The sequence below is a fragment of the Sphingobium limneticum genome, from assembly GCF_008710155.1.
Classification (GTDB): Bacteria; Pseudomonadota; Alphaproteobacteria; order Sphingomonadales; family Sphingomonadaceae; genus Sphingobium; species Sphingobium limneticum.
Genome location: NZ_VYPZ01000044.1, coordinates 1 through 15505, shown reverse-complemented (window position 1 = coordinate 15505; position 15505 = coordinate 1). Strand labels below are relative to the sequence as shown.

The following is a 15505-nucleotide window of genomic DNA, read 5'->3' as shown; positions in this document are numbered from 1 at the left end:
CCATCAACCCACTCCCTATGATGGAGCGAACTGTCCTCTTCTATGATTTCCATCGTCAATACCGAATGCCACGTTCCCAAAACGTTCTCCGACTTGGCCAAAATCGCAGCTTGGGGCCGACTGGGCCAACAAAAGGCGCGCCGGCGAAGCCGGCTCATCATGGGGATGCCGGGTGGGAGGATCGCTTTAGCGATCCGGGGCGGCCGAAGGCCGCGAGCCGGCGGGGCGAAGCCCCAAGAGGCGGCGCTTTCCCGTTAGGGATTCTGTTAAAAGAGGAATCGTTAAGTAAGTTAAGCCGGCCCGAAAGCGGTTTTTTCGGTTTTTGCGCAAATGGTTAGGAATCGGGCCGGTGGGTGATCCCACGTGATTCGGTGTGTGAAACCACGAAGGTCGGGTGTGTGAAACCACGACGCCAAGGTGGGCGAAACCACGACGCCCCGCGCTGATCCGACGCGACTTATCCACACTCCCAAGGCCCAAAAGCCGCGCAAAATGGCGTTCCGAGTCGCGGATACGGCGTTGCTGGCGAAGCGCCGGAGTCAAGCCGGTGGGTGATACCACGATAGTTCAGCGGCTCCCGCCGCGTGCCAGGCGGTCCATGAGGTCGTCCACCTCCTGCGTTCGCCGGCGATCGGCCTCCATGCGCTCCCGGCGTTCGCGTTCTTCCTCAAGCCTGGCGTGCAGCTCGGCGGCCTCGGCCGCGCCGCGCAACTGAAACAGCACGGCGGGCGCTCCGTCCACGGTCTGCGTCATCGCCAGCGTATATTCGGGGAGCTGATCGGCCTCGATGATCTTCCGCAACATGCGATTGAACTCCTTGGGCTGGGCATCGCTGCCGGCTTTCTCGCGCAGCATCTCGACGCGGCAAGTCCACCCACCCCGTTGCTGGCCGGCGTGCTTGCGCGCGATCCGGTAGAGCGCGCGTTCAAGCCCGCCTGTCAGCAGGAAATAATCCTGGTGCATGGTGAGCAGCGAACGCTCGCTGACGATGCCCTCATAGACCCAATTCGAGAGGGTGATGGTCATGCCGCGCGGCTGATCGGTCTCCGGGTCCACCTCCAAGCTCCACCCGTCGAGCCACCCGAATTGCGCCTCGGTGCGGCGCTTGGGCGCGCGAAGGGACGTGCGTATGGAGGTCGTTTCCAGGCGCGACAGGGCCGCTTGCAGCTCCTGATAGGCTCGCCCCCCCGTCCCTCGCCTAATGCCGCGCAACAAGTCGTAGGTGGTCGTGGTGAGCGTCCGGGGCAGATCGTTGACGCCCTGCTCCTTCATCCGGTTGAGGACCGACGCGGCCCAAATCAAAATATCGGCGTCCCATATCGTCGCCATGCCATAGGCCGGCATCGCCTCGACCTTCACCCACGCCTCGCCGTCCGGGCTGCGATATTCGATCGGCTTCAACCGCTTGCGCTTTTGGAGCGAGAAGAACGGGCGCTCCATCACCTCCCGCTGATCTTTCAGCGGAAGGTCGTTCATCAGCGGAATGAAGAAATCGAACTCCGGGTTCGGGTCGCGGCGCTTGCTCACGGCGCGAACCGGGTATGACCGCGCTGGACTAGATATTGCCGCAACAGGCGCTCGGTGATGACGGTCAGCGGCTCGCCGCCTTCCTCGACGCTAAGCTGCCGCAAGGTGCGGTGCATATCCTCGGGAATGTGGATCAATACGGGCTTTTTGCCGGGGTGGCTGCTGCGGCGTGCCGGCGCGGCGCTGGACGCGCCCCGCGCCCCCTCCCCTGCCCGCTTCGGCCGCGATCGGGCTGCGGGTTCCGGCGCGGGCGTGGGCGCTGCCTCGGGTTCGGGATCATCGAAGATTCCGGCCAGGGCCGACGATTTCTTGGCCATTACGCTACCTCGCTTAGTGGCTTATTCGCATAGCCGCTTAGTCGCTTAGCCTCGGCAAAGGCGGCGCGCAACTCGGCCGCCGCCTTGCTCTCCGGGTCCAGCTCGATCGCGGTCTTGCCGATCGGCGTCGCCTTGTAGAAATCCTTGCGGAAGTGCAGCACGGAATCGAACACGGCGACGCCCTTGGCGGCGAAGCCCGCGCGCGCCTCGGCCCCCTCCCCGCCTTGGTGCGGCACTTGGGTCAGGATCACGGCGAACGGCGTTCCCGCCTGCTGCACCTGCTTGACGGTTTGCAGGACGGAATGAACGTCCAGGCCGCGCGGCGCGACCGGGATCACCACGAAATCGGCCTGCTCGGCTGCCAGCATGGCAATGTCCTTCGAGTTCGCCGGCGTGTCGATGATGATAAGGTCCAGCTTGCCGCTCTCGCGCCCGCGCGAGACGTGCAAGGGCAAGCCGGCGACGCTGCTGTCCTTCACCAATACATCGTCGGTATCGCGGCGTTCCGACCAATAGAGCGCGGACCCCTGCCGATCGTCGGCGTCGAGGATCACGACCGCCGCGCCTTCGCGGGCGGCCTCCACGGCAAAGGCGGTCGCGATGGTCGTTTTCGACTGCCCGCCCTTCTGTGCGATGATAGCCCAAGTCTGCATGACGGCTCCTGCTAAGCGACTAAGCGGCTTATATCGCTTAGTCGCTTAGCAGGCAAGCCATGCGCGCTTGGTCGGATATTCGCTTAGTCGCTTAGCCCTCGCCCTCGTCCATGTCGTCGTCTAGCGGCTCATGCTCCATCTGGCCATGATCCTCGGTCGGGCAAAGCGGCGCTCCGGCTTGCTCAAGCCATTTGCGCGCGGTCCTCACGGTATAGCCGCACGTCGCGCACTCGCATTTGAGCATCCGGGTTTTCTGCTTCCTAGGCGCGGTCGACTCGCCGTCCGTGTCAAGACGGGCATGGGGGAGGGGGCCAACATCGGCGAGGATCGGCGCGATGGCCGCAAGGAACGCCTCGCCGGGGGTGGTGGCGCGCATCGGCCCGACAAGCCCCAGCCCCAGCGCGACCCGTTTAAACGCCTTCCCATGCCCTGCCGGGATGCCGACAGCGGCATGGACCAGCTCATGCGCGAGGATGGCCGCGATCTGCGCCGGCATCGCGTCGGGCGCGTGCGCCAGGTCCGGGCGGATGAAGATTTCAAAATGCCCGTCCGCGCTCAACCGATTATCCCAGCACTCGCCGATCGCCTTGCCCTTCGCGCCTCTGCTGGTGAAGCCGATCGCCACGCGCACGCGGTCGGGCAGGGGGGCGTCCAGCGCCTCGAACAGCGGAGCCATGCCCAGCGCCACCGCATTGAGCCAGCTTTCACGGGTTTGGTGGGTCATTGTCCTTACTCCCTTCAAATCGCCTGTCCGGCGATGGCCATGCCATCGGCCGGAACACGGACGCCCAAGAACGCCGGCGAGAGAGGGGGGCAGCGGGATTCGACGGGGGTGGAGCGGCCGCAGCGCAGCGAGGCACGGCCCCGTCTAATCCCGTTGCGGGGGAGAGGCGGCCAGGACCGCCTTTCCCCCCTTCAAACAGGATCGACGCCGGCGCACGCCGGCACCATGAAGCGAGATCCGCTTGCGATCTCGCCCCCGCCATGTGGGTCGTCACCTTGGGCCAAGACCGCTTGCGGGCTTGGGGAGCGCAGCGAGTAGGGCCACGGTGCCGCGCAGCGGCAGGCGCTTAATCGCTTAGTCGGTTATTTGCTTAATATGAAGATTGCACCGGGAAGGGGAGGGCGCTCCAAGCCGGTCTAGAAAAACATCCCATAGGATGTTACATTAGCGGCGATGAAAAGAGTCGTATTGGACACCTCGGTTATCGCCACGGCGCTGCGGAGCCAAACGGGAGCCAGCTTCGCCCTGCTGCGGGCCGTCGAGTATGGCCGCTTGAAGATACTGGCCACGCCGTCGCTGTTCCTCGAATATGAGGACGTGCTGAAAAGGCCAGAACAACGGCAAGTGACGGGGCTGTCATTGCAGGACGTGAATGAGCTGCTGGACGAACTGGCGGCGCTTGTCGAGCCGGTGGAGGTTCATTTGCTATGGCGGCCGCAACTGCGCGACCCGGACGACGAAATGGTGTTGGAAGCGGCTATTAACGGGCGAGCCGATGCGCTTGTGACCTACAATATCCGTGATTTCAGGGGCGCGGCCCCGCGCTTCGGCATCCGGTTGATGCAGCCCGCCGAACTGTTGAAGGAGTTATGACAATGAGCAAGGCGACTTACCCGCTCAAGCTGCCAACCTCGATCAAGGCAGCAGCGGCGCGACTGGCGAAAGAAGATGGCGTAAGCCTCAATCAATGGATCGCAACGGCGGTCGCGCAGAAGATCGGCGCTGTCGAGACGGCGGCCGAGTTCTTCACGCGCCGCGCGAAGGGCCGCACCGGCAGCGGCCTGGGCCGTATTCTCGACAAGGTGCCCAATCGGCCGCCCGAGCCAGGCGACGAATTGCCCGAAGGCTGGACGCCCGATCGCCTGCGCCAGTAACCAGCATGAGGGCCGTGTTCATCCGGCACGGCGAAAGCACGGCCAACACCGGGCTTGCCAGCACCGATGTGGCGTCGATCGCGCTGACGGAGCGCGGGGCAGGGCAGGCGGGCCAGCTCGCTCGGGAATGGATCGAAACGCCGTCGCTGATCGTCACATCGCCGTTTCAGCGCACGCGGCAGACGGCCGCGCCGACCATCGCCCGCTTTCCCGGCGTGCCGGTAGAGACGTGGGAGATTGCGGAGTTCACCTATCTGCAACCGGCACGCTGGAACGGCACGGCCGCCGCCGATCGGCGGCCCCATGTCGAACGTTACTGGACGGCGGCCGACCCCGATCATTGCGACGGGGAGGGGGCGGAGAGCTTCGCCGGCTTCCTCCGGCGCGTCGAGGCCGCCCTAGCGCGCCTGGCCGCGCTCCCGCCCGCCGCGCTGGTCTATCTGTTCGGGCATGGGCAGTTCATCCAGGCCGCGCGCTCGATCGCCACGGAAACGGGGCTGGACGATCGCGCCAGGATGCGGGCTTTCTGGCGCGACGGTGCGCCCCCGGTCGTCGCCAATGCGGAACGGGTAGGATTCCACTGGCAGGGCGACCGCTGGGCCTGCGCGGCGGCGCTCGCCGCCTAGATCAACACCCGCTCCACCTCGTCGAGCGTCACATCGTCGGGCCGGCGATCATAGAGTTGGGTGGTGCGCGTCGAGCTGTGGTTCGCCATCGTCGCGGCCGTCTCCAAGGTGCCGCCGTTCTTCAAATAGGTGGTGATCCCGGTCGCGCGGAACGAATGGTTACCGATCGCCGTGCCGATCCCGGCCGCCGCCGCGCGCCGGCGCACCATCGCGAAGGCGTTGGCTTGGGGCAGGGGCCTATCGCTTAGTCGCTTAGTGCGCCGGTCGATCGTGCGGAACAGCGGCCCCTTGCGATCGTCGCGCAAGCCGCACCCGTCGATATAGGCGAGCAGATATTCCTCAAGATTGTGGTGGCACGGCATTTCATGGCGCTTGCCGCCCTTTTCGTGCAGCCGCACCCATAGGCGGCGATTCTGCACGAAAGCATCCTCGACGTGCATGGTGATCGCCGCGCCGATCCGCGCGAAGCTATAGACCATGAGGCCGATCAAGGCGCGGTCGCGCAGGCCGGCGTCGGTGCCTATGTCGATCATGTCCAGCACTAGCCGCGCCTCGTCGGGCACCAGCACCGGCGTCTTGCCACGCCGGACGCTATAGGCCGGCCCGCGCACCGATGCGGCGGGGTTCACCGGCACCACCTGGCCCGTCACCAGCCAATCGAACAGGCTCCGCACGGCCGCGAGCTGCTGCTTGACGCTGGGCGCGGCCAGCTCGCCCCCCAGCGCCTCGATCCAGGCCGCGACGTGCAGCGGCTGCACGCCGGCGAGCGATGCGACGCCGCGCGCTTCTACCCAGGCCAGGAAGTCACCGGCCGCGCGCATATAGGCGCGGCGCGTGTGCGGGTTGCGGATCGTGACGGCGAAGAACTCAAGGAAGCGAAGCCGCGCGCGCTCGTCGGCCGCCGCGATCAACGCCGGCAACGCCAGCGCCGGCGAGGGCAGGGGGGCGAGCTGGTTCATCGCGCGATCTTCTCCCAGCGCGCCGCCTCGGGGCGCGGCGCGGCCATCTTCTCGCGCAGCTCGGCGAACACCGTTTCACCCGATCGCGCCGATTCCAGCTTGGCGGCCGATACGTCCAGCATCCGGCGTAGCAGCTCGTCCCGCAAATCCTGGTGCGGTTCCAGGTCGCGGAAGTTGCCGACGATCGCGAACACCGCTTCGGAAGGATCGGCGAACATGCCGCGCTCGACATGATCCAACAGCCAGTCGGCCAGGGCAGGGGGCAAATACGCCTCGAAGCGCAGGCCGCCCGCGCGGGCTTGCTCGCGCAGCGCCTTGGCCTGGTCGCGCTCGGCGTAGTTGTCGGCGAAAGCCTCGTCCTCATCCTCGATCATGCCGGCACCCTTTTGAATGTGTGATAAAGGACATTATCACATATAGAATCGGTCGTGAATCCCGCGCGTGCGGGAACGCCAGTGATGCCGTTTACACACTCCTACCTCTGCGCCTCGATCAGCGGCGACTAGAGGCCAGTGGCTGTATTACAGTTCTGCTTGGGCGGATAGTTTTCGACGTCCAGGGGCGGCCTGTATATCGCGCCGCGACCGCGATAAGTGGCGGTACGAGTGATGGTTTCAGGCACGTTGAACCACTTCACGAAGGCGCGATTGAAAATCGGCTGATAAACATAGCTGACCTGAGCATGAAAGAGCGGTTCACCCAAGCGGAGCTGACGGCCGATTACATTGGTCGTGTCGGACGAAGACCAACAGCCGATAACGCTGCTGGCAGCGGTATAGCTACCGTCGAAGCGTTGCCATTTGATCCGGTTGACGTTCGCCTCGCCGCCGTTGCGGGTGTCCTCACCCATCACGGCGGAAATGATGACGCGCCCATGCCCACGAATGTCGAGCGGCTGCGCCGCTAGGTCCATGGCGGAAAGTATGTCATAAATCTGTGCTTCTGATATGCGGCTTTCCGACGATCCGCTCTGTGCGACCATATCAGCCGTCATGGTCGCCAGACGCTGCACTTTCATGTTAGCAATCATCAACGACGAAATCTCGATACCAGCTCCCATCAGACCGACGAAGATCGGTAGGATAAGTGCAAATTCGACCGCTGATACACCCCGCTGCGATTGGGCCAGTCTCCGCAGTAAAAAGTCAGGCGCAATCATGGCGGTGGTCCGCTGCCGCTGCGCTCTGGCTCGTTGCGCGCGACCGTAGCGGTCGTAATGTCCCGTGTTTCTCCGAAGATCGGAGACAGGAAGGGAAAATAGAGCGCGACAGGATAGGTCACCTGATAGGCCACGACATCCCCGACATCACCCATCTTGCCGGCAACCGGCGTTGCGACATCCCGCACGCCATTATGATTCCGATCCGTGAATAGCTCCCCCTCATCATAGACCCCGTTGCCGTTGGCGTCCTCGAACGCTTCGGGATAGGCGGAACCCATTGTCCGATAAGCTTGTGTCGAGATTTCCAACGAACGACCGGAGGCCACCGGAATCGAACTCATGAGCGTGCTGATCCGCTCCCGCATCAGCGTGTCCCGCTCATCGTCAGACAAAGACATCCTCGCCACGCTTTCGCGTGCGGCGGTGGCAACCGCGCCTTCCAGCGAGGTCTGCACCATCTGAATATGCGCGGCTTCCACCGTTGCTGTGATCAATAGGATCATAACCGGCGCTAGCACCGCAAACTCCGTGGCTGCAACTCCGCGCCGGTCGCGCCTCAAGGCAGAAAGCAGGGCGATCCTCATTGCGTGAGATGCAGGTCAACCAGATCGACTGCAATCTGGCGAAAAGCTTCTTGAATATCGGTCTGCGTGCTGGTTTCCAGATAGTTGGAACCCGCGCAACCGCGAAACACTCTCTGCGTTTCGCCAGGCGCGGGAAGCAGAGAAACAATATAGACGGAAATGCCATCGCGCTTGGCATTCTCGCACACCTTGGCGAAGCGACGCATCACCTGTTCCTTGAATGTCCCGACATTGGTGGCGTTGCTGCTGATTCGTTTTTCGCGAAGGCCGCCATAAGCACCATACCAAGCATCATCACTGTTGGCCTGCGTGTCGCCATCAGTCATAAACACCAATGCACGTAGCGGCTTCTCCGAAGGAATCGGATTAACGCGCGGGAAAATATCATCACGCGTCAACAGCCGGTACCCCCATAACATACCAATATGGTGCAATGTGCCGCTGGCAGGCATCAGGGGATAATTGTCCAAGTCAATGAAATCATCGTAGGTCGATTTGGAACGGCCATATTGCACTTCCATGCCCGGTTCCGGGCATTGCCAGTTAGGCGTCGGCATCCGGAGATTTTTACCGGACCGAGTAGGAAAGCCATAGCTGGCGTTAGGCATGGCCCAGTCAGTGGTGGCCCCGATATAGGGGATGCGTGAATAGTCGACCTTCCATGCATCCGAAGAACCTGGCGTGTAATAGCCGCCATCGTTCGCACGGACGATTACGTCATCATTGGCATGGGCAGTGTCATAATTGAGGCCGATGTAGAAATCATAGAAATGCTGGCGGTAGGCGAAGCTATTCGCCAGATTCTGAGCAATTTCCAGGCTTCCGCCATATGCAAGGCTGTAAAGATTGTTCCGCCGGCCATCACTCGTGACATTGTTCTTGTGAACCGCCTGATAGTGGACGGGTTGCCGCGCAGCCGTTGCCCATGCGCCGCTCTTTGCGAACATCTCGTCGGCGGCCGTGACTGACTTTGTGGTTGTAAGCGGTGGATAATGATAGGGGCGAACGCCAGGTCGCCCACTTTCCCCCGGAAGGGTCTTGTCGATGTCAAAGGCACCGGCTTCAAAGACTGTGGCGCTGGCGCTCACATCCCGCACGGTCTGGTCGTTCTCCACGCAGCCACGCCAACCCAACGGATTGTAGGCGGCATCATCGCTTCCGCCCGTATAGTTGCTGACGTTGGTGAAGCCGTCGCGAGTCTGGATGGTGACGCCCCTGTTACGCAATATGCCCCCGACATTGGTCGTCACGGTATAGGTGACGAAGCCCATGGCGAGGTCAGCACGCGAGGCCGTGCCCTGATGTAGAATATCAATGAAATCATGCATCGCGGTTCGCAGCGCGGTCATCCGCGTCCCGCTGCCCAAGGTCGTTTGCATGGACCCCGTATTGTCGAGGACAACCATAACCTCCAACGGCTTTGGCTGCATTTCCGCGACAGCCGTTACCGCAATATGGTGCGGCCCAATCCCGAAGATTTGCATAAACGCCATGGGCAGATCGGTTTGCGCGTCAACCTTGACCCGGTTGATCCCGTCGACCAACTGGAAATCAGGCACGGGCTGGACAGCGGCCGATCCCGCATAGCCCGTCCGGAAGTTGGCGAGGAAATAGCTGTTGACCTGATTATTTCTTTCATCTTCCAGACCGAAAGAGCGTGCACCCGCCAACGCCGCTGCATCTACACCCGCCTGCATCTGGCTGCGCACCAGATAAATGCGTCCAAGATCGACCGCTGATCCTACGGCGGCGATCACGAGCATCATTCCGGCCGCCATCATTGGCAACGTCGCGCCTTTGCGATCGTTCAACAATTTAGAAAGGAAAATTGGCGACATACTCTTCTCTCACGAGGGTCGCTTGGCCTATAATTGCATAGAGTTAATTATAGGTTTCATGTCAGGAATCTGCGCTATGAACTGTTCTGGTCATCGCTTAAGACAGGAAAAATCATTCCTGCTATAACAGCCGCGCGCGCCTATTTCTTACCTATTCAATCAGTTTTTTCGGGGATGAATGAATATGACGACAAGAGATATCGTATTTGCTCTGTTGGCGGCGGCAATCGCCTTTGTTTCCAATGCTCTAATTTTGGAAATTCAGGATGCTCTAACCTTTCGGTCGTTGGCATCTAGGTCGGCCATACCCACGCTGCTTGCAATCTGTCCTTTTGTTCTGGGGGCCAATCTTATCGAAAACCGGGTGAGCGTCCTGTGGGGCGCGCTTTTCGGTCTTGGTATGACCGCCCTGCTTTGGTGCTTTGCCATATCGATATCAGGAGCGGGACGCCCTGAATTGGATCAGGACACCGGGCCTTTCATGTTGCTGCTGTCGATGCCGTTCATAGTGACATCGGTTTTCCTAGTAACCGCACTATGGAGAGAGCGGCTAGTATCTCGGTAAGTCATTCATTCCTCCCCTTTAACCTCGATCGTGCAGCGCACCGACTTCGCCGCCTTTTTTGCCTGCTCACGGCATTTCTGCACTGTCTCGCGATTGGCGTCCGATAGCGGCGAGGCCGCGACGATCAGCCCCCAGCTCTCCGGCGCGGCCGACTGCATCAACCGCTGCCCCGCCTCCCACGGGCTAGGCTCATTGAGAACGCGGGTCGCCATGCGCTCGGGCCAGCGCCAGCTATCAGGCGTCGCCCGAGCGATCGGGCCGGCGAGCAAGGCATAGAGCAACAGTCCCAGCACTACGCCGCAAGCGGCCATCACATATAGGCAGCGATTTTGCTCGTCGCCGCGCCGCGCCGATGCGAGCCGGTTGCCGATCTCGCGCGCGGCCTGGTCCAGCCCCGCGCGCGCTTCGGCGACAAGTCGCGCGTCCTCGCGGCGCGCACCGATCGCCGCCGTCGCGATCTGGCTCGCCATAGAATCCGGCGTCATCGTCAGCAGCGGGCTTTTGGCGATGGGGTCGATCCGCTGGGCGAGCGCCACCAATATCTTTTCGGTGCGCTCCAGCGTCGGCTCATAGTCGGGAATGTCGATATTCTCGCGCGCGGCGGTCAAGCCCTCCACAGCCGCGCGCAGCAACGACACCTCGCGCCCTAGCTGGGCGAACGCACGCGCCGCGCCGTCCTCGCCTTCCCGGTCATCCTCGTCCATATTCGTTTTCTCTCCCTATCGACTCATTCCTCGATCACGGCCGATCTCCAACCCCCGCGACAATTCGCGGCCAAGGTCGCGGCTCTGGCTCATGCCGATCTCTAGCCCCAGCTCGCGCGAGCGGTCGCGCAGGATCGATTCCACCTGGGGATCGCGCTCAAGGCTCTTTGCCATGCCCGCCATTTCCTTGCCCGCCTTCTCGCGCCCGGTCATGTCGCCGGCGCGATAAAGCCGGTCGCGGTCCTGGGAGAGCTGTTGCCAGCGTTCCACGAACCGACCGGCGCGCAAATGTGGATCGGCCCGCACGCGCGCCTCCTGGCGCATCGCCTCAATCATCGGGCCGCTGCGCCCCGCCGCCGCGTCATGCAACAAAGCCGGATCGCGCTTATAGGCCGCGACCATATCGTCCGACGCTCCCGGCCTGATCTGGTCGAGCGCCTGCACCGCGCGCTCGAGCGCGACTTTCTGATGCTCGAGGACGGGCGCGCCCGATACGCGGGATTGCAATACCGCCTCGCTCGAGCGCGACGCCCGCTCGACGGCGCGGACAAAGGCGCGGTCCTGGCTCTGCTCGGGGGCCTTGACCGGCGTAGGCGTCGCCGGCGTCGCGTCGAGTTTCAAGCCGGCGAACATGCCGCGTTTCGGCTTGTCGCCCTGGGCGCGCTCTTGCGCCGGCGCTGGACGCTCGGCCGATAGCTTCAACCCCTCGAACATGCCGCGCCGCGGCTGTCGCTCGGCCGCAGCCTTCGCATCCCCTGCGCCGCGGCCCTCGCCGATCTCGCGCGGGCGTGGATCTTCGCCCATCTGGCGCATGGTGCCAGCACGCGGGCCAAGAAGTTCCACGCCCTTCCGCTCGGACGCATCCGGCGATCGGATCTCGCCCGACAGGCCACGCCGATCGGCGAACGATTGCGCCTCGGCGTCGCGGTCCCGATACATCGGATAGTCGGACGCCATATCCTTTGCCCGCTCGCGCCCCAGCGTGTGGACAAGCCGGCGATCGTCGGCGAAGTCGTCGCGGCCGTAATGGAGCTGCACGCCGTCACGGTGCCGCGACAGCGCCACATAGGCGGAATGGCGGTCCATCCCCGGCGTCGCCAGCACATGCCCCCGATCGACCGTCACGCCCTGCGATTTGTGGATGGTCGCGGCATAGCCATGATCGACATGGGCATAATCCTTGAGGTCGAACGCCACTTGTCGGCCATCGTCAAGGCGAACGGCCATGCTGTCCGGCGACACGCGCTCGACCTTCCCCAGCGTGCCGTTCTTCACGCCTAGCCCGCGCTCGTTTTTCAGGAACATGATGCGGTCGCCGCTGGCGAACTCGCGCGCGCCCCGCTCCGCCGATACCGCCACGTCCTGCCCCAGCTCGCCGGCGTCGCGTAGCCGATCGCGCGCGGCCTGGTTCAAATCGCGCACCTCGGCATTGGTGTGGGTGAGGATGATCCGGCTCTTGTCGGGATCGGCAAGCCGCTGCGCGTCCCATGTGTCGATCAGCTCGGCCCGCGCAGCCTCGCGCGTCTCGGCCGCATGGACCATGCCGTGCCGCTCATAGGCATGGATCGCCTCGCCGGTGCGGCCCGTCGCCAGCGCCCGCGTGGCGTCGCGCTGCCAGTCCTCATGCTGCCGGCGAACCTCGTTGATCTCGGCCGCGCCGTGCCGCTCGGCAAGGGCGCGGAACGCAGCGCCGGCCTCGATCGCCTGCAACTGCTCGGCGTCGCCGACAAGGACCACCTTCGCCCCTGCCCGTTCCGCCTCGGACAATACGCGCTCCATCTGGCGCGTGCCGATCATGCCGGCCTCGTCAATCACCAGCACGTCGCGCGGGCCTAGCAGCTCGCGGCCCTGGCCCCACTGATATTCCATGCTGGCGATCGTGCGCGACTGGATGCCGGAGCCGCCTTCCAAGCCCTCGGCCCCGATCCCCGACAGGGCCGCGCCGCGCACCTGATAGCCGGCGCGCTCCCATTCGTCGCGCGCAACCCCCAACATGGTCGATTTGCCGGTGCCGGCATAGCCCACGACGATTGCCAGGTCGTTCTTGCCGGTGATATGGGCCAGCGCGTCCCGTTGCTGGTCCCCCAGCATCAGGCCATCACTCCCGGCAGCGTCCCGCCCCCCATTTTGCAGCGACGTTGCCGGGAGACCATGCCCCGCCCGATCCGCAAGCCGATCGCCGGCTTGGCTTAACCGCTGCTCGATCTCGATCATCTCGCGCGACGTGAACCGATCCTCGCCGCGCCCGTCCTTCCCCAGCGCCACCAGCTCGGGCGAGGTCCGCACCGCGCTCATCACCTGGTCGAACTGATCCTTGCCATCGCTGTGCCGGAACGCGAACTGCGCCAGGTCGCGCCGCGTGAACGTCGCCTGTTGGCGCGTGATCGCATCCAATGCGATTTGCGGATTGGCGATGATCTTCTCGCCATTCTCGCGCGCGATCCGGGCATGGTCCTCGACCCGCTCGGCCTCAAGCCCCTGTTCGGGCATACGCGACGCCGCCGGCCCGATCTTGTGTTGCGGCTCAAGGTCGATGCCCTGCGCCTCCAACGTGCGATGATCTATGCGGGCGTCAATATCCAGCTCGGCCAACCGCTCGTTGACATGATCGGCCCACGCCTCGCGCCACTCCTGCAACAGCGCCGTGCTGTTCCACTCGCGCACCTTCCGGCCGAAGCCCTCCGGCCCTATCTCGCGCATCGACAGCATGACATGGGCGTGGGGCTTGGGACTGCCATCCTCGGCTTTGTCCCAATGCACATTCATGTCCGCGACCATGCCGCGTTCCACGAACTGCTTTTCGACAAAATCGCGGGCGAGCGCGACGCCCTGTTGCTGGTTCAGCTCGCGCGGGATCGAGAACTCCACCTCGCGCGCCAACTGTGCGTCCTTGCGTTTCTCGCCGGCCTCAACCTCGTTCCACAAGGTCGCGCGATCGTTTAAACGCTCTGGCGCACCTTCGGGCAGCATGATTTCCGAATGGACGACGCCGGCCTTGTTCGAGAAATCATGGTCGCGTCCGAGTCGGTCATCGTGCAGCCGTTCCGCCGCGCGATAGGCCGCGCTGGCAACGGCGCTCGATCCGTTGGCGCGGCTGATGACCTTGGCCGAGAAATGGTAGATCGCCATGACAGCCGCTATACTGCCTTTCTTAGCGCACGTCGGCAACGACGTATAAGCGCGCACTCACACTCTCTGCCGTTCGCGTGATTGACTTCGCCGCATTTTCTGTCGGAACCGCTGTCCTGCTCATGCGATCGTGCTACGCTGCGGTTCCCGATCATGGGCGCGAGGGAGAGAATATGCGCAAGGTCCGCGACTATGACGCCGAGTTGAAGGCGCTGGGCGACAAGGCCCGCGCGCTCAAGGCGAAGAAGGTCCAGCAGCTAGGCGAGCTGGTCACGTCCACCGGGGCCGATGCGCTCGATCTCGACGTGCTGGCCGGGGTGCTGCTCGCTGCCGTGGAATCGAACGATGCGAACGCAAAGGAGGCGTGGCGCGCGAAGGGTGCCACCTTCTTTCAAGGACGCGGGCGCAAGACTGGCCGACGCACTGGCGGCGACGGCGAAGGCGGAAAGCAAGCTGGCGCAGGCGAGGCACAGGCTTGAAGCCGCCACGCGCCGCACCGATACGAGGGGATGGGTCGTGGCCCGCCGCGAACGCACGCGCCATCTCATAGAGCTGGGCGGCCTCGTCCAGAAATCCGGCCTGGTCGAGCTGGCCGACGACGATCGCGCCACCCTCTACGGCGCGCTGCTCGACCTCGCCGCAAAGGCCCGCGAGGATCGCGACCGGCTCATGCTCTGGAAGCGACGCGGCAAGCGCGCGTTCGACGCGGAAACGGAGGCAGGATGATCCGCAAGGTAACGGCAAGCGACAAACTCGCGATCCGCCGGGTGAACGATCTCGCCTTCGGTCAGGCAGATGAAGCGAACCTGGTCGATCGCCTTCGATCCGATGGCGACGCGCTGGTGGAACTGATCGCGGAAGCGGACGGCAAGGTCGTCGCCCACATCCTATTCAGCCGCCTCTTTCTTTGCGGATCGGATGTGGTCGAAGCGGCCGCGCTTGCGCCGATGGCGGTTGTGCCGGATCATCAGCGAACGGGTATCGGATCAACGCTCGTCGCAACTGGGATAGCGGCCTGTCGGGAGCTATCGGTTCCGGCGATCGTGGTGCTGGGACACCCCGACTATTATCCCCGGTTCGGGTTTTCGGCCGCTGCCGCTTCGCGGATCAAGGCTCCGTTCGATGGCCCGGCGTTCATGGCGCTGGAACTCGCTCCCGGCACGCTTAGGAGCGAACGGGTCGCTCGCTATGCCCCCGCCTTCGGCCTCGATGACTGGTTCCGGGAAACGACGGAGAAAAGTGAATGACCGCAATCGACCTCGACGCGCTCCGGCGCGAGGTCCGCGCGCTCGATTTCACGCGCGGCACGCCGGCCCAAGTCGCCCTATGGCGCGAGGGCGATGCCGAAGCCCGCGCCAATCTCGCGATCGAAGGCATGGACCTCGACGCCGACGAACACGCCCTGTTCGACATGCTGCGCGACGAAGCGGTGCCCCCTCGCCGTGCCGCTGCGACCCGGCGAATGGCTGGCCGAGCGCAGGGCTCGACTGGATACACGGCTGAAGGAGTTTGGCCGCGCGGCGCGAACCGGCACGATCCCAGGCGGCATCATCGAGAACGGCA

Annotated in this window: 18 protein-coding genes and 1 pseudogene; 8 read left to right on the top strand and 11 right to left on the bottom strand. The window is 63.8% G+C overall.

Annotation, left to right across the window (positions count from 1 at the left end):
- Positions 1-567: 567 nt before the first annotated feature.
- From F4U94_RS22800 to F4U94_RS22785, 4 genes are all read right to left on the bottom strand, one after another.
- Positions 568-1527 (bottom strand): replication initiator protein A, encoded by a 960-nt coding sequence (locus F4U94_RS22800; RefSeq protein WP_150412295.1) that lies wholly within the window; start codon positions 1525-1527, stop codon positions 568-570.
- A complete protein-coding gene (locus F4U94_RS22795) occupies positions 1524-1844 on the bottom strand; it encodes a hypothetical protein (RefSeq protein WP_150412294.1) in 321 nt (106 codons plus the stop codon). The genes F4U94_RS22800 and F4U94_RS22795 overlap by 4 nt, the downstream gene beginning before the upstream one ends.
- Positions 1844-2497, bottom strand: a complete 654-nt coding sequence (locus F4U94_RS22790) for a ParA family protein (protein ID WP_150412293.1) — start codon at positions 2495-2497, stop codon at positions 1844-1846. Before F4U94_RS22790 ends, F4U94_RS22795 begins: the two co-directional genes overlap by 1 nt.
- A gap of 91 nt (positions 2498-2588) precedes the next feature.
- Positions 2589-3221, bottom strand: coding sequence for a SprT family zinc-dependent metalloprotease (locus F4U94_RS22785; RefSeq protein ID WP_150412292.1), 633 nt, complete (start codon positions 3219-3221; stop codon positions 2589-2591).
- 453 nt (positions 3222-3674) lie between these two features.
- Between F4U94_RS22785 and F4U94_RS22775 the strand changes: the two genes are divergently transcribed.
- From F4U94_RS22775 to F4U94_RS22765, 3 genes are read left to right on the top strand one after another with little or no spacing between them, the layout of a single operon-like run.
- Complete coding sequence (locus tag F4U94_RS22775; protein ID WP_066969774.1) at positions 3675-4094, top strand: putative toxin-antitoxin system toxin component, PIN family; 420 nt, start codon at positions 3675-3677, stop codon at positions 4092-4094.
- A 2-nt stretch (positions 4095-4096) separates the two neighbouring features.
- Positions 4097-4375 (top strand): toxin-antitoxin system HicB family antitoxin, encoded by a 279-nt coding sequence (locus tag F4U94_RS22770; RefSeq protein ID WP_150412291.1) that lies wholly within the window; start codon positions 4097-4099, stop codon positions 4373-4375.
- Between the two features lie 5 nt (positions 4376-4380).
- Positions 4381-5001 (top strand): histidine phosphatase family protein, encoded by a 621-nt coding sequence (locus F4U94_RS22765; RefSeq protein ID WP_150412290.1) that lies wholly within the window; start codon positions 4381-4383, stop codon positions 4999-5001.
- Here F4U94_RS22765 and F4U94_RS22760 read toward each other — a convergent pair.
- The 5 genes from F4U94_RS22760 to F4U94_RS22740 form a co-directional block, all read right to left on the bottom strand.
- A complete protein-coding gene (locus tag F4U94_RS22760) occupies positions 4998-5960 on the bottom strand; it encodes a tyrosine-type recombinase/integrase (RefSeq protein WP_150412289.1) in 963 nt (320 codons plus the stop codon). The genes F4U94_RS22765 and F4U94_RS22760 overlap by 4 nt on opposite strands.
- Entirely contained in the window at positions 5957-6334 is a 378-nt protein-coding gene (locus tag F4U94_RS22755) for a ribbon-helix-helix domain-containing protein (RefSeq protein ID WP_150412288.1), read from the bottom strand. The genes F4U94_RS22760 and F4U94_RS22755 overlap by 4 nt, the downstream gene beginning before the upstream one ends.
- A gap of 128 nt (positions 6335-6462) precedes the next feature.
- Positions 6463-7119 carry a TadE/TadG family type IV pilus assembly protein gene (locus F4U94_RS22750; RefSeq protein WP_150412287.1) on the bottom strand — a complete coding sequence of 219 codons (657 nt, stop codon included), beginning with the start codon at positions 7117-7119 and terminating at the stop codon, positions 6463-6465.
- Positions 7116-7706, bottom strand: a complete 591-nt coding sequence (locus F4U94_RS22745) for a TadE/TadG family type IV pilus assembly protein (RefSeq protein WP_150412286.1) — start codon at positions 7704-7706, stop codon at positions 7116-7118. The genes F4U94_RS22750 and F4U94_RS22745 overlap by 4 nt, the downstream gene beginning before the upstream one ends.
- Positions 7703-9517 (bottom strand): TadE/TadG family type IV pilus assembly protein, encoded by a 1815-nt coding sequence (locus tag F4U94_RS22740; RefSeq protein WP_170271991.1) that lies wholly within the window; start codon positions 9515-9517, stop codon positions 7703-7705. The genes F4U94_RS22745 and F4U94_RS22740 overlap by 4 nt, the downstream gene beginning before the upstream one ends.
- A gap of 205 nt (positions 9518-9722) precedes the next feature.
- On the opposite strand from F4U94_RS22740, the gene F4U94_RS22735 reads away from it, so the two are divergent.
- Entirely contained in the window at positions 9723-10109 is a 387-nt protein-coding gene (locus tag F4U94_RS22735) for a hypothetical protein (protein ID WP_211363328.1), read from the top strand.
- A gap of 5 nt (positions 10110-10114) precedes the next feature.
- Here F4U94_RS22735 and F4U94_RS22730 read toward each other — a convergent pair whose 3' ends face one another.
- Together F4U94_RS22730 and traA are read right to left on the bottom strand one after the other, a co-directional pair.
- The gene (locus F4U94_RS22730; RefSeq protein WP_150412283.1) at positions 10115-10813 is read right to left on the bottom strand and encodes a DUF6118 family protein; all 699 of its coding nucleotides are present in this window, start codon (positions 10811-10813) and stop codon (positions 10115-10117) included.
- Positions 10814-10828: 15 nt separating this feature from the next.
- A complete protein-coding gene (traA, locus tag F4U94_RS22725) occupies positions 10829-13942 on the bottom strand; it encodes a Ti-type conjugative transfer relaxase TraA (RefSeq protein WP_150412282.1) in 3114 nt (1037 codons plus the stop codon).
- A 173-nt stretch (positions 13943-14115) separates the two neighbouring features.
- Here traA and F4U94_RS22720 point away from each other — a divergent pair, with 173 nt between their 5' ends.
- The 4 genes and pseudogenes from F4U94_RS22720 to F4U94_RS22705 form a co-directional block, all read left to right on the top strand.
- Positions 14116-14421, top strand: coding sequence for a conjugal transfer protein TraD (locus F4U94_RS22720; protein WP_150412281.1), 306 nt, complete (start codon positions 14116-14118; stop codon positions 14419-14421).
- 37 nt (positions 14422-14458) lie between these two features.
- Positions 14459-14668 (top strand): conjugal transfer protein TraD, encoded by a 210-nt coding sequence (locus tag F4U94_RS25500; protein WP_150412297.1) that lies wholly within the window; start codon positions 14459-14461, stop codon positions 14666-14668.
- Positions 14665-15189 carry a GNAT family N-acetyltransferase gene (locus F4U94_RS22710; RefSeq protein ID WP_150412280.1) on the top strand — a complete coding sequence of 175 codons (525 nt, stop codon included), beginning with the start codon at positions 14665-14667 and terminating at the stop codon, positions 15187-15189. Before F4U94_RS25500 ends, F4U94_RS22710 begins: the two co-directional genes overlap by 4 nt.
- Positions 15186-15395 (top strand): annotated as a pseudogene (locus tag F4U94_RS22705) (hypothetical protein); the annotation flags it as partial. The gene F4U94_RS22710 and the pseudogene F4U94_RS22705, both read left to right, overlap by 4 nt.
- Positions 15396-15505 lie beyond the last annotated feature (110 nt).